We start from the raw sequence: 17,000 nt of genomic DNA on the forward strand, positions 1-17,000 counted from the left end.
AGACTGGCATAATACCTGTCTGGCTTTTTGGCGGAGCTGGGACTGCTATTACGATTGTTGTAAAGTTAGATAGAAAGCATTAAAATTTAAAACAAATTATTCCGAATAGCTTTCGATTAACTTATCGATTAATGAACCGACATAATCCACCGCAATCTCGATATTTTTTGGATTGGACATATCAATGCCTGCATCGTTAATTAACTCAAGCGGGCGCTTGGTACCGCCTGATTTTAAGACGTTTAACCAGTCATCCACAGCAGGCTGTCCTTCCTCACGAATCCGCTTAGCCATGGTTGTTGAGACGGTTAAACCGGCAGAGTAGGTATATGGATACAGACCCATATAGTAATGCTGCTGGCGCATCCATGTTAAGCCTGCACCATTATCAAAAGTGACGGTGTCTCCCCAGAAGGATTCTAATACTTGACGTTTCTCTCTGCATAAAACATCAGCTGTTAACGGAGTACCTTTTTCAGCCAAATCATAAACCTTACGCTGGAATGCGCCTTCTAATAGATGTGTAATAAAGTTATGATAATAGGTCCCCAATAATTGGGTAATCACCCAGCGTTTCATCCGCGGATTATCTTTGTTTGCGTGCATTAAATGATCAGCAAGCAGCAGTTCATTTAATGTAGAAGGTGCTTCAATAAAATAAGTTGACGGTCGTGTATTAAAAAGCGTCTGATTTTTACCGGCTAAATAGAAGTGACCGGCATGCCCTAATTCATGTGCAAGAATAAAGGCGTTGCGCATTTTATCGGCCCAGGTCACCAGAATATATGGATGTGCTCCGTATGGGCTCGAACAGAATGCGCCGCTTGCCTTACCAACATTTTCAGCACGGTCTACCCAACGGTCTGATAATGCTTTTTTCATTCCTTCGATATATTCCGGCCCCATGATATCGAGTGCGTTTAAAATGGTCTCGGAAGCCTCTTCATAGGATGTACTCGGATTAAACGCAGGGTCCAGCGGAGCTTTTAAATCACAGAATCGCAATTCTTCCAGCCCGAGCTTTTCTTTTAGTAATTTCGCGTACTTCTGCATGTGCGGAGCTAATTTTTCCTGGATAACATCTAATTGATTATGATACATTTCCGTGGTTGCCTGCTGTGGTGCTAAAAGCATATCCGTGACAGAATCATATTTTCTTAACTTGGAAAGCTGTACCTGTTTTGTAATCTCTGTCTGATAGGCAGCAGCATACGTATTTTTATATTGTTCCAATGTTTCTATAAAGGACTCATAGGCGTTCCTTCTCAATACAGTATCCTCTGAATACTCATAACTTTCTTCGTATAACGGTTCACTCATTGGCTGTGTTTTTCCCTGACTGTCTGTTACACTTTTGAACTGTATATCGGACTGTTTGCTTCGTGAAAAGATATTGTGTGGAGCTTCTAAAACTTCACCCAGCGCAGATAAAGCCTCCTCTAATTCAGGTGAGAGAATATGCTCCTTCTGCTCTAAAATATCAAACAAATATTTCCGGTATGTTTCAAGTCCAGGCTCATCTTCTATAAACTGCTCGATTTCAGATGAAGTCAGGTTAAGAAGCTCTGTTTCAAAGAAAGAAATCTTGGAGCGGATTGCAGCAAGTGCAGCCCCGCTCTTTGCAGCAGCCCCCTGATTCACAGGATCGCTCCCGTCTGCACTTACTAATAAATTTGCATAAACGGCAACATGAATAACCTTCTGCTGGTAAGCTTCTACAGAGTTAATAGCTTGTAATAAAGTGTTTGCATTTTCAGAAAGCTTTCCTTTAAAAGTGGTAATTTGATCAGCTTCTTCGACAATGTCCTTCAATGCTTTCTCCCAGCTTTTTTTGTCAGGAAAAAGATCTGTTAAATCCCATGTCTGTTCAACAGGCACATCTTTTCGATATCTTCTGCTTTCTTCTATCATTGTCATTCCTCCCAAATGCTTGAAATATTACTGTCTATCAAAGAAAATATAGATACAGCAATATGTTAGCCATTAATTCGATTACCTAATTAATTATAGTACACAGAAGGGGAAATTTATAGCGTTTTATCACAGAAGCAATAAATGTGCAAAAAAAAGAGAATAGCCGAGTACAGGCTATTCAGGAGAAGGATATAACTTATGGGAATTCTTCATATTAAACAGAGCGAGAATAACAGTAATGCCTTACTAATCGTTTTACTGGTAACATCTATTAACGCCCTGGATAATCGCAATCGTCACAAATGTTGCCATAACAATCTGCCTTTTCATTTACCATTGCATTTCCACATTTTGCACATTTCTTCTTTGGCAGATTTTTAAAAAATTCGATAATTCCAGTCATTTCGATTCCTCCTAATGTTTTAAATGATTTAAAAGTATTGTACTATAACAGAATATTGATGTCAACACTGTATTGCTACAATTTTTAAAAATTTTAAGGAGCTGTTTTTAAGATGCAATTAACTATTATCGGCTTTTGGGGCGGCTATCCAAATAAAGATGGCGCTACTTCAAGCTATTTATTAGAAAAAGACGATTATAAATTGGTGCTGGATATGGGGAGCGGAGCCCTGTCCAAGCTGCAGAAATTCACATCTGTACCTGAACTGGATGCAGTGATTTTATCGCATTATCACCATGATCATGTAGCAGATATCGGTGTACTCCAATATGGAAAACTGATTGATTATTATGTGCATAATAATGAAAAAAAACTAAAAATATATGGACATACAGAAGATGAAGAAGGCTTCTCGTCCTTGTCCCACCAGTATACAGAGGGGGTTGCTTATAACCCGGAGGAAGAATTGAAAATAGGGCCTTTTTCCATTACATTTCTAAGAACAGCGCATCCAGTTCCATGCTTTGGCATGCGTATTACGGACGGGAAAAAGACGATTGTATATACTGCAGACAGCAGCTACACAGAAGCGTGGATTCCATTCGCAAAAGATGCGGATGTACTTATAACAGATTGCAATTATTTTAAAGAACAGGATGGAACAGCAGCCGGACACATGAATAGTGAGGAAGCTGCCGGCATTGCGCAGGCTGCAAATGTGGGAAAATTAGTGCTTAGCCACCTGCCTCAGTTTGGTGTACTAGAACAGTTGAAGGAGGAAGCTGAACAAATATATACAGGTCCGGTTATATTAGCAGAGGAAGGGTATGTTTGGAAGTAACTTATAAGAGGTGTTCAGTAAAGCTGTTATAGGTTTTCAAGGTGACGAGTTATCATCGGGCTTTTTAAACGCCTATTTGCAGGTAGAAGTTTTGATTTGCAATAATTTATACGTTAGAATAAAAATAGTGAAAATAAAGGGAGGAATAGTAAGTTGAAATTTATTGATAATAAAGGAATCACAGACCCTCAAATTAATCTGGCTATTGAAGAATATATTCTTGAAAATTTTGGTGAGAAAGATACATACCTCTTATTTTATGTAAACAGTCCTTCTATTATTATCGGACGAAATCAAAATACAATTGAAGAGATTAATACGGATTATGTGGATGAACAAGGAATTAAAGTTGTTCGACGTCTTTCCGGCGGCGGCGCAGTTTACCATGATGAACAAAATTTAAATTTCAGCTTTATTACGAAGGATGATGGCAACAGCTTTCAGAATTTCGCTAAATTTACACAGCCAGTTGTCGATGCTTTGAATAACATCGGTGTGCCGGTTGAATTGCAAGGAAGAAATGATTTAGCTGTAGAGGGAAGAAAAATATCTGGCAATGCGATGTTCTCTACCCGCGGCCGTATGTTCAGCCATGGAACGTTAATGCTGGATTCCCAATTAGAAGAGTTAACTAAAGCGTTAAAGGTGAAAAAGATTAAAATTGAATCAAAAGGAATTAAATCAATTCGCAGCCGCGTGGCAAATATTGCTGAATATCTGGACAGCCCAATATCTATGGATGAATTTAAGGAATTGATTTTACGCTATATTTTTGATGTGGAAGACGTTAACGATGTACCGCAATATGTATTAACCGATGAAGACTGGGCAAAAATTCATGAGATTTCCGAAAAACGTTATCAGCAATGGGAATGGAACTATGGAAAATCTCCTTCATTTAACTATCAGGAGTCTAAAAAATTCCCAGGCGGGCTTGTTGATGTTCGTTTAGATGTGAAGAAAGGCATCATTGAAAATTGTACCATCTTTGGCGATTTCTTTGGCTTGGGCGATGTAAAAGTATTAGAAGATGCACTGACCGGTATCCGCCATAACCGCGATGCTGTCAAAGAAGCTGTAGATCAGGTTGATGTCTCCCATTATCTTGGCAGAATTTCTAAAGAAGAATTTCTAGAATTGCTTTACTAAAATTTCTAGCAGAATACGAATCATTTAATAAAACTTCATTCTGAAGCGTTAAGAGCTCTGCGCAGAATGAAGTTTTTTGTCGATATTAATTCTAGAATTTAACACCTGAATTTTCTTTGTTTTTTAAAATAATGCAAAATTTTTAAAATAATTATTTCTTTTTCCTCAGTTTGGTGCTATAATACTTTTAACTCATCCATATCACTAGGGAATAAGGAGGAAAAATAAAATGCAAATGAGAGAAATCACCCCTTATACGATGGCAATATTGTCGGATAAGGACGAAAATGGAAAGAATATCACCCGTATTTTAGAAGATGAAGTAGAGTATGTATTAAAAGGCAGGCCGACTAAAGTGATTGAATACGCATGCGCATATTTTGGATCTGATTTAAAAGGCCGGCAAAATGGCATCAAAAGTATATCCCACATTACACATAAAACTCCAATACCGATTGATCCAAGAAATAAAATGTATTTCTTTCCCACAAAATCTCCATCCCATGAGAGCTGTTCCTGGATATCACATACTCATATTGAAGATGTTAAAAGAATAGATAGTAAATCGACGGAAATTTTATTTAAAAATGGACGAAGCATCACATTGGATATTTCTCACGGCATCGTTATTAATCAAATACAGCGTACCGCTCATATACGCTATCTTATGGATGAGCGGGGCAGTGCATTTTAGTAACCCTGCAGTACAGGATTTCAAATGGGATTAAGAGATAATAAATGATTAGAAGAGTTGTTACTTTATCTTCGTTTTTCTGCTTTTTCCTCAGTCTCCTCTCAAAATCACCTCAGCCAACTTCAGTCATAATAATATAAAGCTACCTAGAATAAAAGCCGATATTTTGGCAGGCCTCTGCATAAAATAATGTTATTGCTTAAGAATATGATTATAAAACCTTCTCTGCTTCCATTCATGATGATAATAAATATAATTATAATAGGGTACCCTGGTGATAGATTGAGTTTCATTGGGCAGAGAAGTTTATACTTTTCAAAAAAACTGCAGTAGCATATAATCATCAATAAGATTGTTGGAATTTTGAGGGAGACTGACCGTATGTACGTAATGAATATTACATTTTCAAATTGGCAGACATTTCTAAAAGAAGAAGGCTGGGAGGAGTTTATCCGCCAGCTGTTGGAGCAATATGAAGGGCTTGGTCCGTTGCCTGGTATTGCGCTTCCTTTTTTTGAAGCTTTTTTACCATTTTTGCCGCTTATTGTATTTGTACTCGGAAATGCTGCTGCTTACGGTTTGTTTGAGGGTTTTCTCTATTCTTGGCTTGGTGCCAGTTTAGGTGCTGTTCTAGTGTTCCTTGTTATCCGGCGTTTAGGAAATACAAGACTCTTAAAACGGATACGCCATAACAAGCAGGTGTCCAGGATTACGAATTGGGTAGAACGGCATGGCTTTGGACCTTTGTTTTTATTATTATGTTTCCCATTTTCTCCATCATCTGTTATTAATGTGGTGGCCGGGTTGTCAAAAATCAGTTTCTACCCATTTTTATTAGCGGTGCTGTTAGGGAAAACCGTGATGATTTTTTCTATTTCTTATATTGGCTCCAGTATTATGGAATTTGCACAAAATCCGGTACGGACCATTTTAGTGGGAATAGGTATTATCATTTTTTGGGTATTCGGCAAGTATTTAGAGAAAAGACTTCAAAAAAAGGTGGACAAGCACCAAGTATAGTAACAGAAGTCAAATCAGCTAGTATAACAAAAAGAATAAAAAGACGTTCATATATTTTTTAAAATTAAACGAATACTGTCTGTCTGCGGATAAAAGGTTAAAGTTCTTTGCTTTGGGGTATGATATTAATAATTAAACTAAAGCGAAGGAAGAATAACAGTGAAAAAATATAACTATGTAAGAGTTTCTATTGTCGCTGTTTTGTTAATCGCTGTGTTTTTACTTATCCGGACATTTTTATTCGAAAACTATGTGGTTAACGGAAAATCCATGGAACCCACACTGTATGACGGAAATTTAATGATGGTTAATACGTTTACAAGTGATATTTCAGATATTTACCGTTTTGATGTGATTGTATTTCATGCCTCGGAAGAAAATGATTATGTAAAACGGGTTGTCGGGCTTCCGGGAGAAAAAGTAGAATACAAGGATGACCAATTATATGTAAATGGCGAGTATATCCCTGAGGATTTTCTGCAGGAAGAAAAAGAAAAGACGGAAGCGACACCTTTGACAGAAGACTTTACACTTTTGCAGGTGACTGGGGAACAAACGGTGCCGGAAGATGAACTGTTTGTATTAGGGGATAACCGCAGAGACAGCTTAGACAGCAGATCAATCGGCTTCGTCCCTGTAGAGGAAGTAGTTGGCAAGGTGGATGTGACGTATTGGCCGATAACACAGTTATTTAAGCAGCCGCACTAAGACGGATGGAAAGCAGGTATATGTTCGTGTAAGATGTATGAACAATCCTAGCATTCACCATTTTAGTGCAGGCATGAAACAGATGAAAATAAAGTGAAACTTCCTTCAACGGGGGTGCTCCGTCCCCCCACTGAAGGACTAAAGGAACAAAGGCTAAGTTCGCGACGTCCTGGGCCTGCGATTACTCACCCCATCAAAAAGCGTTGTCGCAACCCCTTTGTGACCTACATCCTGTAGGCCGGAACGAATTGGACCGTTACTGGCTGTTGGATCTCCCGCTTAGCAATAACATGTATTCGTCATTTCTGGAAGCAGAAGTCTTACAAAAGCCCTTCGGTGGGGCTAGCAATCGTAGCAATGTTGTCAGTCAGGTTAATTAATTTTCTTAAATTTAAAACAGATAGCAATAAAACTATCTAGCGGAGGAAAAATACGTAGACTCCTATGGGAAAGCACAATGGTTTTCGGTGGGGCGAGTAATCGCAGTCCCAGTGTGAAGACCCCGCAGAAAAAAAGTGAACTTCTTTTTTCGAGGAGGCTGAGCGCAAGCCCATGGAAAGCGTAGTGTTTTTCCGCAGCGGTCGCGTTAACCTGTCAACATTGGTAATCGCCGTCCCAGTCTCAGCCAGTTACACTGCGATAAATTACTTTTATTAGGAACAAGCTTCTATCTTTGATAAAATAAGGATAGAAGCTTTTGTTTTGAGGCAAGTAAGGTATAATGTGAAACAAACAATAACGAAACTGCTTTCTGCGGGAAATTTGCAGAAGGTTATCCGTAATCCATACATATACCACTAAAAAGGAGTGTGTATCAGATTGACTGTGCGATTTATTTTAGGCAGGTCCGGTACAGATAAAAGCGAGTGGATGATGAAGGATATTGAACATCGTCTGCAAAAGGAGCCGATTGGTCCGGCTATTTTTTATATTGTACCGGATCAAATGACCTTTCAATTAGAAACAGCTTTATTCAGCCGGGAGCATTTAAATGGGAGTATCCGGGCGCAGGTTGCCAGTTTTTCACGGCTTGCATGGCGGATTTTACAGGAAACAGGGGGCGGATTAAAGCCTTTTATCAGTTCGGTTGGAACCCAAATGATGCTTCGGAAAATCATTGCTGAAAAAAGCGGAGATTGGATGGCTTTTCAAAAAGCAATCAAAAAACAAGGATTTTTGGACCAGTTAGAATCTGTTATTCAAGAATTTAAGCGATATGAAATTACACCTGATGCACTTCGGTTACAGCAGGAGCAATTCAATAAATTTGTGCATCAATCTCCCTCGGAAACAGGGTTAGTCCGAAAATTGGATGATTTCATTTACATTTATGAACAGCTTCTTAACCAGCTGCAGCATATGTATATGGACAGTGAAGACAGACTGCAGATATTAATGGAAAAAATTCCGCAGGCAAGCACGCTGGAAGGAGCACATATTTATATTGACGGCTTCCACCGCTTTACGCCGCAGGAGCTGTCCGTAATCACGGAATTAATGAAGAAATGTGCGCAGGTTCATATTGGTTTGACATTAGATCCGACAGCCACAGAGAATCTGGAGGAACTGGATATCTTCTACCAGACGAATCAAACCCATCACCAATTAACAGCTGCAGCGGAAGAGAACGGTATTTCGCTGGAACAGTCTGTTTATTTAGATCCGGCAAAGGATCAGTTTAAAGAGCGTGCCTACTTTGCTCACTTAGAACAGAATTTTGACGTACGGCCTTTACCGGAATACAAAGGGGAGGCTCCGATTCAAATAGCTGAAGCAGTGCATCCGCGTGCAGAAGTAGAGGGTGTTGCGGGAGAAATTCTTTCCCTTGTCAGAGACGAAGAATACCGCTATCGGGATATTTCCATTTTAGTAAGACAGCCGGATGTATATGATGATTTAATAGAAACGATTTTTGGCGATTATGATATTCCTGTTTTTATTGACCAGAAGCGTTCGATGCTGCATCACCCATTGATTGAACTGATTCGTTCGATGCTGGAGGCAATTGAAAATGGCTGGCGTTCCGATGCCATTTTCCGGGTTTTAAAAACCGGCTTTATCCCTGCCAGTGATGAGGAGTTTCCTTTAACCAGTGACGCCATTGATCAATTAGAGAACTATACGATAGAATATGGTATTCGTTACCGGAAGCAGTGGTTAGATGATAAACCTTGGAAATATCAACGTTTCCGCGGCTTTGAACAGGCTGCGCAGACAAACACGGAAAGGGAGATGCAGGACAAAATCAATCGTTATCGCAACCAAATAACGCATGCACTCCGTCCTTTTGATGAAAGCTTTCGTGCAGCAGGAAGTGTAAAAGAGCGCTGTGAAGCTATTTTTATTTGGCTGGAATCGCTAGGCGCACCCGAAAAGCTGGAAGAAATGCGTGCATCCTTCGATGAACAGGGCATTCCTGAAAGAGGAAGGGAGCAGCAGCAGGTCTGGGATGCAGTGCTCCAATTAATGGATGAAATGGTAGAAATAGCTGGTGACGAAGAAATGGATATGACTACTTTCAATGCTTCCATCAATGCCGGCGCAGAAGCTTTGGAATTTTCACATGTGCCCCCGACCATGGATCATGTGTTAGTAGGAACGATTGACAGGTCAAGAATGTCTGATGTCCGTTGCATGTTTTTACTTGGTGTGAATGAAGGAATATGGCCAATGAAGCCGACAATTGATGGCATGATTGACGATGAAGAAAGAGATTTGCTGGAGCAAAATGGCTTGAAGCTTGCGGATAATGGAAAACGACAGCTGCTGGATGATTGGTTTTATATCTATTTATCTTTAACTGTAGCAAAGGATAAGCTGATGATTAGTTATCCAATTAGTGATGAGGAAGGAAAAGCGAAGGTCCCTTCTCAGGTTGTTCATCGAATAGAAGGCCTGTTTCCGGCAACGCAGGAGCATGTATTATTTCAAGATGTGGAGGATACTGCGGATACAACGCGATTTATTACGACCAAAACGAAAACAAGAGCAGCTCTGACAACGCAATTTGCAAGATTGCAGCGCGGCTATGAAATAGATCATGCCTGGTTTGCTGTATATAATTGGTATGTAAAAAATCAGCCGAAATACCGTATGACCTATCGCATATTACAAGGCTTATTTTATAAAAACCAGCCGGAGCATTTAAAAAAGGAAACAGCGGAAGAACTTTATCCAAAACAAATCAAGGCAAGCGTCAGCCGTCTGGAATCTTATTACAGATGTTCGTACCAGCATTTTGCCCGTTACAGCTTGAATTTGAAAGAAAGAGAAACATATAAATTGGATGCTCCGGATATCGGACAATTATTCCACGAAGCATTACGCCTCATTACAGAGTGGGTTCAAAATGAAAAAACAGACTTTAAGCAGCTTACCAGGGAGACATCGGCAAATTATGCACACCGGGCAATCCAGAAATTATCTCCCGTACTGCAGCATCAAATCTTGCACAGCTCGAACCGTTACACATTTATTCAGCAAAAGCTGGAGGAGATTATTGCCAGGGCAGCATTTATATTAAGTGAGCAGGCAAGACAGACAGATTTCAGCCCAATTGGTCTTGAACTCAGCTTTGGAGAGAAGGATAGCCCGCTGCCTCCGCTTATTTTGCCGCTTGAAAATGGGTATGAACTGCTGCTGCGCGGAAGAATTGACCGGGTAGATAAAGCACAGCTTCATCAGGATTTATATTTACGGATTATCGACTATAAATCAAGCTCCCGTGCGCTGGATTTATTGGAAGTTTACTATGGACTTGCCCTGCAAATGCTGACGTATTTAGATGTTGTACTGACTCATTCCGAAAAATGGCTCGGTCAGCAGGCGAGCCCGGCAGGCGTTCTTTATTTCCATGTGCATAATCCAATGATCAATATGGATAAAGAGAAATTAGACAGCGATATCGAGGAGCAAATCTTTAAGTCTTATAAAATGAGAGGACTGCTCTTATCTGATGAGGACATCGCCAGAATGATGGATGAGTCATTAGAATCTGGGAACAGTCATATTATTCCTGCCGGACTGAAAAAAGATGGTACATTCAACAGCAATTCGAAAATTGCGGATGAAGATACATTTGAACAATTGAAAAATCATATCCATGGATTACTGAAGCAGGCAGGACTGGATATGACTTCAGGCGGAGTAGAAATTAATCCGTTTCTGAAAAAAGAGACCGAAGCATGTACGTATTGTCCTTTTCATGCAGTTTGTCAGTTCGATCCTGCGTTAGAAGGAAATAATTATAGAAAAATAGCAAATATGAAAGAAAAAGAAGTGATTGAACGGCTAAAGGGAGGGGAAATCCGTGGTTAAATGGACACAGGAACAGGAACGGGCAATTTATCAAAGCGGCACGGATATCCTTGTAGCCGCAGCAGCTGGTTCCGGAAAAACAGCTGTCCTTGTAGAACGTATTATTCAGAAGTTATTAAAGGAAGAAGATGCAATTAATATCGATGAATTACTCGTCGTTACGTTTACAAATGCTGCTGCCCAGGAAATGCGGGCGAGAGTTGGAGCAGCGTTAGAAAAGGCTCTGGCTGAAAAGCCTGGATCACTTCATTTAAAAAAGCAGCTGTCCTTATTACAGAGAGCTTCTATTTCGACATTACACTCTTTTTGTTTAGATATTGTACGAAAAAATGCCTATATGATCGAGCTGGATCCTTCTTTCCGGATTGCCGATGAGGTAGAGATGGATATGATCAAACGGGAGGTTCTGGATGAGCTGCTGGAGGGCTGGTATGATGATTCGAATACGGAGCAGGAAACGTTCTTTGAAGTGGTGAACCGCTTTTCTAATGACCGAAGTGACAGAGATGTGGAAGAGTTAATTTTACGGACGGCAAATTTTGCAGTCCAGCATCCATCACCCAAAGCATGGCTGCACCAGCTGACGGCTAATTATGAAATAGATGAGAATTGGACGGAAGAGACCATCCCCTGGATTCAGGAGGTGAAGGAAGAAATATCGGGTCAATTAGAAGCGATGAAGCAGGAGAATGCATTAGCTATTGCTGTGGCAAGAGAGCCGGATGGACCGTATCATTATCTGGATGCTTTGGAAAAGGATACGGCGATACTGGATACAGCGATGGAAAAAATAACGCATTGGGAGGCATTACACCAATTTGTCCAAGATGCAAAGTTTGCTGCTTTATCCAGAAAAAAAGCAGACGATAATCCAGAGAAACGGGAGCAAGTGAAGGATTTTCGGAAAAAAGTCAAGGACAGATGGGACAAGATGAAGGAAAAATGGTTTGTCCGCAGCTTGCCTGCTCATATTCAGGATATGCAGGAAATGGCACCTGTTTTGAAACAAATGACCTTGATGGTAGAAGACTATATGGATAAGTTTCAAAATCGAAAAAAAGAACAGGCTATCGTTGATTTTAATGATTTGGAGCATTATTGTCTGGACATTTTAACAGAGACAAATCCAGAGGATAACAGCAGACAGGCTTCTTCGATTGCTTTCCAGCTGCAAAAGCAGTTTAAAGAGGTACTCGTTGATGAATATCAGGATACGAACCTGGTGCAGGAAAGTATTCTGCAATTAGTCCGCAACCCGGAAGATAATGGGAATATGTTTATGGTTGGCGATGTGAAGCAAAGTATCTATGGGTTTCGTCATGCAGAGCCTTCCCTGTTTATCGAAAAATATAAACAATTTGCCGCAAACGATGATCCCGCAGAAAGAATTGATCTTAACCGGAATTTCCGGAGCCGGGGAGAAGTGTTGATTGGTGCAAACTATTTATTCCGTCAGCTGTTCGATGAATCGGTCGGGGATATTGCCTATGATGAGGATGCTGAATTGATTTATGGTAACCGCATGTACGATGAATTTCCATTCGACTCTAATCCGGAATTGCTGCTGATTGATTCTCCACAGGGACAGAAATCCGATGGAGGAGAAGAAACAGAGGAAGATTTAGAAAAGGCGCAAATTGAAGCGCGCGCCTATGCTAAAAAAATACAGGAATGGATTGGTACCGGAGAAAATGGAACACCGATGCAGGTGGTGGATAAAGGAAAAGGGCAGCACCGTAATTTGATGTACCGGGATATTGTTATTTTAATGCGTTCAATGACATGGGCCCCGGTAATTATGGACGAGCTGAAAAAACAAGGTATACCTGTCTATGCTGAACTGACCTCTGGCTATTTTGAAGCGATTGAAATCAGAGTCATGATCAGTTTATTAAAGACTGTTGATAATCCGCGTCAGGATATTCCGCTGGCTGCAGTACTGCGGTCGCCTATCGTCGGGCTGCAGGAAAATGATTTAGCGGCTATCCGCTTAGCTGATCGTCACGGTAATTTTTATGATGCTCTCTTAGCATACATGGCAAAAGAGGATAACAGCGTAACTGAGCAATTAAAGGAGTTTCAAGAGCTGCTGGATAATTTAAGGTTATCTGCCCAGCAGGGAGCGCTCTCGGAATTGATTTGGCAGATTTACCGGGAGACCGGCTACTATGATTTTGTCGGCGGTATCCCTGGAGGGAAGCAGCGTCAGGCAAATTTACGGGCGCTGTATGACCGGGCAAGAAGCTATGAAGAAACGTCCTTTCGCGGTTTATACCGCTTCTTGCGATTCATTGAAAGAATGGAAGAAGAGCAAAAGGACTTAGGTGCTGCCCGTGCACTCAGTGAGCAGGAAGATGTTGTCCGGATAATGACGATTCATAAAAGTAAAGGACTGGAATTCCCGGTCGTTATCCTCGGCGGCATTGGCAAATCGTTTAATATGATGGATTTAAATCAAAAGTATCTGCTTCATAAGGATTTGGGCTTTGCCAGTAAATTTATTGATCCCGAGAAACGAATTCAATATTCTACGTTGTTTTATCATGCGATGCGGGAAAAAATCAGGAGAGAACAATTATCTGAAGAAATTCGTCTATTGTATGTTGCCTTGACACGTGCGGAAGAGAAGCTGTTTATGGTAGGGACAGTGGATTCGGCGGAGAAGCGGAAAGCAGCATGGTCCTGGATTGCACACCATCCAGACTGGGTGCTGCCGGCTTATTTCCGGGTTGGAGCAAAGGCTTATCTGGATTGGATTGGCCCTGCGCTTATCCGTCATCCGCAGGGACAAGTCCTGCGGGAAGAGGAGATAGGTAATCAGGTTTTATCTGCGATTACGCAGGATGCGTCCAAGTGGGAGGCAAATATTTATCCACGTCAGGATATCGTTGCCTTTGAAAATCGGGTACAGGAGAAACAGGATGCCTTAAAAACGCATATCAGAAATTGGGATCCGATTGAACAGAAAGATAAAGCGTTAGATGCTTGGGTGGATCACCGTCTTTCTTATCAGTATCCTTATCAGGAAGCTGCTCATTCACGTGCGAAGCAATCTGTAACCGAGTTGAAACGTCAGCAGGAGCAGAAGGATACGTATAGTGATGAAAAAATGCTTCCTGCAGCGACGAAGGCTCCAATTACGAAAAGACCAAGATTTATGCAAGCGGAAAAGAAATTAACACCGGCCGAAAAAGGGACCGCACTTCATACCGTGATGCAGCATCTTCCTCTAAAAGGCATGCTTGCAAATGAAGAAGTAGAGGAATTTATTGAAAAACTGGTGCAGGAGGAGAAAATGACAGCTGCAGAAGCAGAAAGTGTATCCACTTCGGATATTATCGCATTTTTAGAATCCGCTATTGCACAAAAGATTTTTGATAAGAAAAAGTTGTATAAGGAAGTGCCATTCAGTTTAATGCTGCCGGCCGAAAAGGTATATGCTGACTGGCAGGGGGCCTCCTCAGAAAAAGTGTTGATCCAGGGAGTTATTGACTGTATTATCCCTTCAGAAAACGGCTGGATTATTCTTGATTATAAAACAGACCGGATTACAGAAGAAATGTCAGAGAAATTGGAAGAAAAATTGAAAAAACGATATAAGACCCAGCTTGAGCTTTATCGATACGCTATAGAAGAAATCTGGAAGCAGCCTGTGGAGGAAACCTATCTCTATTTCTTTTCAAAAGGACTGCTTATCAAAGGGGAGTAGCCGGTGCAACCTTATCAGGGAAACAAACGATTAGAATGGATAGATGCAGCAAGAGGCTTTGCGATTTTTGGAATATTTATGGTCAATATAGGAGCATTTTCTGCTCCTTATTTTCTCTATGGCGGAGCAGAGGATGCCTGGACGGCTAAAATAGATCAGTACAGCTTGTTTTTTATTGATATTTTCTTTCAAGCGAGCTTTTACACGCTGTTTTCGATTCTTTTTGGTTTTGGGATTCAAATTCAAAAGGACAGCTTAGATAAAAAGGATATTTCTCCATACGGCTTTTTTGGACGCAGGCTGGGAGTGTTGATTATTTTTGGAATCATTCACGCCTTTGCGATATGGAGCGGAGATATTCTTCTGACTTATGGAACAATGGGATTTTTGCTATTATTCTTCTTATACAGCGGGGAGAAGGTTTTAATGGGCTGGGCGATTGGTTTATTAGGTGCATCTACCCTTGCCTTGACAGGTCTGCAGTATGCGGCAAGGAATTTTATTGATATAAGTTATACAGCGGAAATAAACCAAGCTTTTCAAAGCTATCAATCCAATGATTTTTCCATTATTCTGGCGCAGAATTTTCAGGATTGGCAGTTATCAAACGGGGTTTTCAGCTTTTTCCTGTTTCCTTTTATTTTCCTGCCGCTGTTTTTATTTGGGATGTACTTAGCAAGAAAGAGATGGTTTCATGAGCCGCTTGTCCATAAGGGAATATTGAAAAAGGTTTGGGTTATTTCTCTAGTTGTGTTCATCGTATTTAAGATAGGACCGTATACATTTGGCAACCCGCTCTGGTTTAGTCTAGTTCAGGATAATATTGGCGGGACGGCATCGGCCGTCTTCTACCTGACGTCGATTACATTATTATGGGAGAAGGATAGGGCGCAGAAGGTACTTGGTGTCCTGAAGCCGATCGGAAAAATGGCATTATCTAATTACTTGCTGCAATCGATTATCTCTTTTTGGCTTTTCTATGGCATCGGTTTTGGATTATACGGGGAAATCCGGCCCGTTCATCAAATCGGTCTCGTGATTGTGATTTTCTGCTTACAGATTATCGGAAGTATGATCTGGCTTCGATATTTTCGGTTTGGTCCCGTGGAATGGGCATGGCGATCCATTACGTATAAAAAATTACAGCCAATGAAACGCTAATCATGGCAATTTGTTGACAAAGATACGTTTAAATGTCATCTTAGGGAAGAAAATGGTATCATTATAAACGAATTATTAGTCATTTTTGTGAAATATGACAGATGATGATGACATGTATTTATAAAATTGAAGGAGGGAACATGAATGACGCATATGCATATTACATCGTGGGCGCTGGGTCTGATTCTATTTTTAGTAGCTTTAGCCCTTTACAAGAAAAACAGTAACAAGCCTGCAACCATTGTTCATATGATTTTACGACTTGTGTATTTGTTTATCATCGTTACCGGTGGATTATTAACTTGGGACTATATTCAAGGCTATGGCATGCCGCTTCTTGGGGAAGCTATTGTAAAAGCACTTGCCGGTCTTTGGATTGTTGTGGTAATGGAAGGAATTCTGGTTTCTACGAAAAAAGGAAAAGCAGTAACCGGCAAATGGATTCAATTCTTTATCGCACTGATTATTGTTATTGTTTTAGGCTTTTTCCGTCTCCCAATGGGTTTTTATTTCTAAAATAAGAGGATGACGAACACTCCTGTGAGGATAGTGTAATACATTCTCGACGAACAGGAGGAGACAAAGTGCCTTGGTCCATTGCCGAGGCACTTTATTTTAAAATAAGAATGTTTATAAAAATAGCTGAAAATAGCCGCTACGGAAAAAATACTCCGCTAGAATCAGCTTCATTTCTTTGAAAGAAAGCAAATAAAACATATCTTTTCAAAGATGGGAGCGGATGTTGTCGACTCCTTCGGGAAAAGCAACAGGTAGACCTGAACAGGAAGCGATTTTCTTACCGTGCGGCTGAGCCGTTGCCCGCGGAAAGCGACTTCCTGGGGCTGGGACTGGGACTGCGATTACTCGTCCCACCGAAAACCATTGCGATTACTCGCCCCATCGAAAACCGTCGTAGCGGACATCTCCTTGGCGAGAACACCAATGTTTTAAAGATAGTGGTGTTCTTGTTTTTTCTGTTTAATTGTGAACGCTTTTTTACATCATTCCAATCAAGGTATGATTTTTTTAGAAAATAAGTGATAATAAAACAAGGGTGGAATCGTAATTACAGTTTTATTATCAT

The 17,000-nt window shown here is 40.6% G+C and carries 11 protein-coding genes; 9 read left to right on the plus strand and 2 right to left on the minus strand.

What is annotated here, in order from left to right:
• Positions 1-96: 96 nt before the first annotated feature.
• Positions 97-1,917, minus strand: a complete 1,821-nt coding sequence (gene pepF, locus ACZSMY_RS02975) for an oligoendopeptidase F (protein ID WP_042534608.1) — start codon at positions 1,915-1,917, stop codon at positions 97-99.
• Between the two features lie 268 nt (positions 1,918-2,185).
• Positions 2,186-2,317 (minus strand): protein YhfH, encoded by a 132-nt coding sequence (gene yhfH, locus ACZSMY_RS02980; protein ID WP_084612985.1) that lies wholly within the window; start codon positions 2,315-2,317, stop codon positions 2,186-2,188.
• A gap of 112 nt (positions 2,318-2,429) precedes the next feature.
• On the opposite strand from yhfH, the gene ACZSMY_RS02985 reads away from it, so the two are divergent.
• The 9 genes from ACZSMY_RS02985 (at position 2,430) to ACZSMY_RS03025 (ending at position 16,432) form a co-directional block, all read left to right on the plus strand.
• Complete coding sequence (locus tag ACZSMY_RS02985) at positions 2,430-3,158, plus strand: MBL fold metallo-hydrolase (RefSeq protein ID WP_193064769.1); 729 nt, start codon at positions 2,430-2,432, stop codon at positions 3,156-3,158.
• A 153-nt stretch (positions 3,159-3,311) separates the two neighbouring features.
• Positions 3,312-4,307 carry a lipoate--protein ligase gene (locus ACZSMY_RS02990; protein ID WP_042534606.1) on the plus strand — a complete coding sequence of 332 codons (996 nt, stop codon included), beginning with the start codon at positions 3,312-3,314 and terminating at the stop codon, positions 4,305-4,307.
• 229 nt (positions 4,308-4,536) lie between these two features.
• Positions 4,537-5,001: a competence protein ComK gene (locus ACZSMY_RS02995; RefSeq protein WP_042534605.1), complete on the plus strand. Its 465-nt coding sequence runs from the start codon at positions 4,537-4,539 to the stop codon at positions 4,999-5,001.
• A gap of 381 nt (positions 5,002-5,382) precedes the next feature.
• A complete protein-coding gene (locus tag ACZSMY_RS03000; protein WP_042534604.1) occupies positions 5,383-6,021 on the plus strand; it encodes a TVP38/TMEM64 family protein in 639 nt (212 codons plus the stop codon).
• Between the two features lie 159 nt (positions 6,022-6,180).
• A complete protein-coding gene (gene lepB, locus ACZSMY_RS03005; RefSeq protein WP_042534603.1) occupies positions 6,181-6,729 on the plus strand; it encodes a signal peptidase I in 549 nt (182 codons plus the stop codon).
• A gap of 819 nt (positions 6,730-7,548) precedes the next feature.
• Positions 7,549-11,046, plus strand: a complete 3,498-nt coding sequence (gene addB, locus ACZSMY_RS03010; protein ID WP_042534602.1) for a helicase-exonuclease AddAB subunit AddB — start codon at positions 7,549-7,551, stop codon at positions 11,044-11,046.
• Complete coding sequence (addA, locus tag ACZSMY_RS03015) at positions 11,039-14,755, plus strand: helicase-exonuclease AddAB subunit AddA (RefSeq protein WP_042534600.1); 3,717 nt, start codon at positions 11,039-11,041, stop codon at positions 14,753-14,755. The genes addB and addA overlap by 8 nt, the downstream gene beginning before the upstream one ends.
• Before the next feature lie 3 nt (positions 14,756-14,758).
• The gene (locus ACZSMY_RS03020; RefSeq protein ID WP_319022572.1) at positions 14,759-15,916 is read left to right on the plus strand and encodes a DUF418 domain-containing protein; all 1,158 of its coding nucleotides are present in this window, start codon (positions 14,759-14,761) and stop codon (positions 15,914-15,916) included.
• Positions 15,917-16,060: 144 nt separating this feature from the next.
• Positions 16,061-16,432 (plus strand): YisL family protein, encoded by a 372-nt coding sequence (locus tag ACZSMY_RS03025; protein ID WP_042534597.1) that lies wholly within the window; start codon positions 16,061-16,063, stop codon positions 16,430-16,432.
• Positions 16,433-17,000 lie beyond the last annotated feature (568 nt).

The organism is Oceanobacillus sp. B139/18 (assembly GCF_055524595.1).

What these genes read in the sequence shown, in the direction of transcription:
- pepF (WP_042534608.1), bottom strand. Translation starts at nt 1,917, where the DNA reads ATGACAATGATAGAAGAAAGCAGAAGATATCGAAAAGATGTGCCTGTT.
- yhfH (WP_084612985.1), bottom strand. Translation starts at nt 2,317, where the DNA reads ATGACTGGAATTATCGAATTTTTTAAAAATCTGCCAAAGAAGAAATGT.
- ACZSMY_RS02985 (WP_193064769.1), top strand. Translation starts at nt 2,430, where the DNA reads ATGCAATTAACTATTATCGGCTTTTGGGGCGGCTATCCAAATAAAGAT.
- ACZSMY_RS02995 (WP_042534605.1), top strand. Translation starts at nt 4,537, where the DNA reads ATGCAAATGAGAGAAATCACCCCTTATACGATGGCAATATTGTCGGAT.
- ACZSMY_RS03000 (WP_042534604.1), top strand. Translation starts at nt 5,383, where the DNA reads ATGTACGTAATGAATATTACATTTTCAAATTGGCAGACATTTCTAAAA.
- ACZSMY_RS03025 (WP_042534597.1), top strand. Translation starts at nt 16,061, where the DNA reads ATGACGCATATGCATATTACATCGTGGGCGCTGGGTCTGATTCTATTT.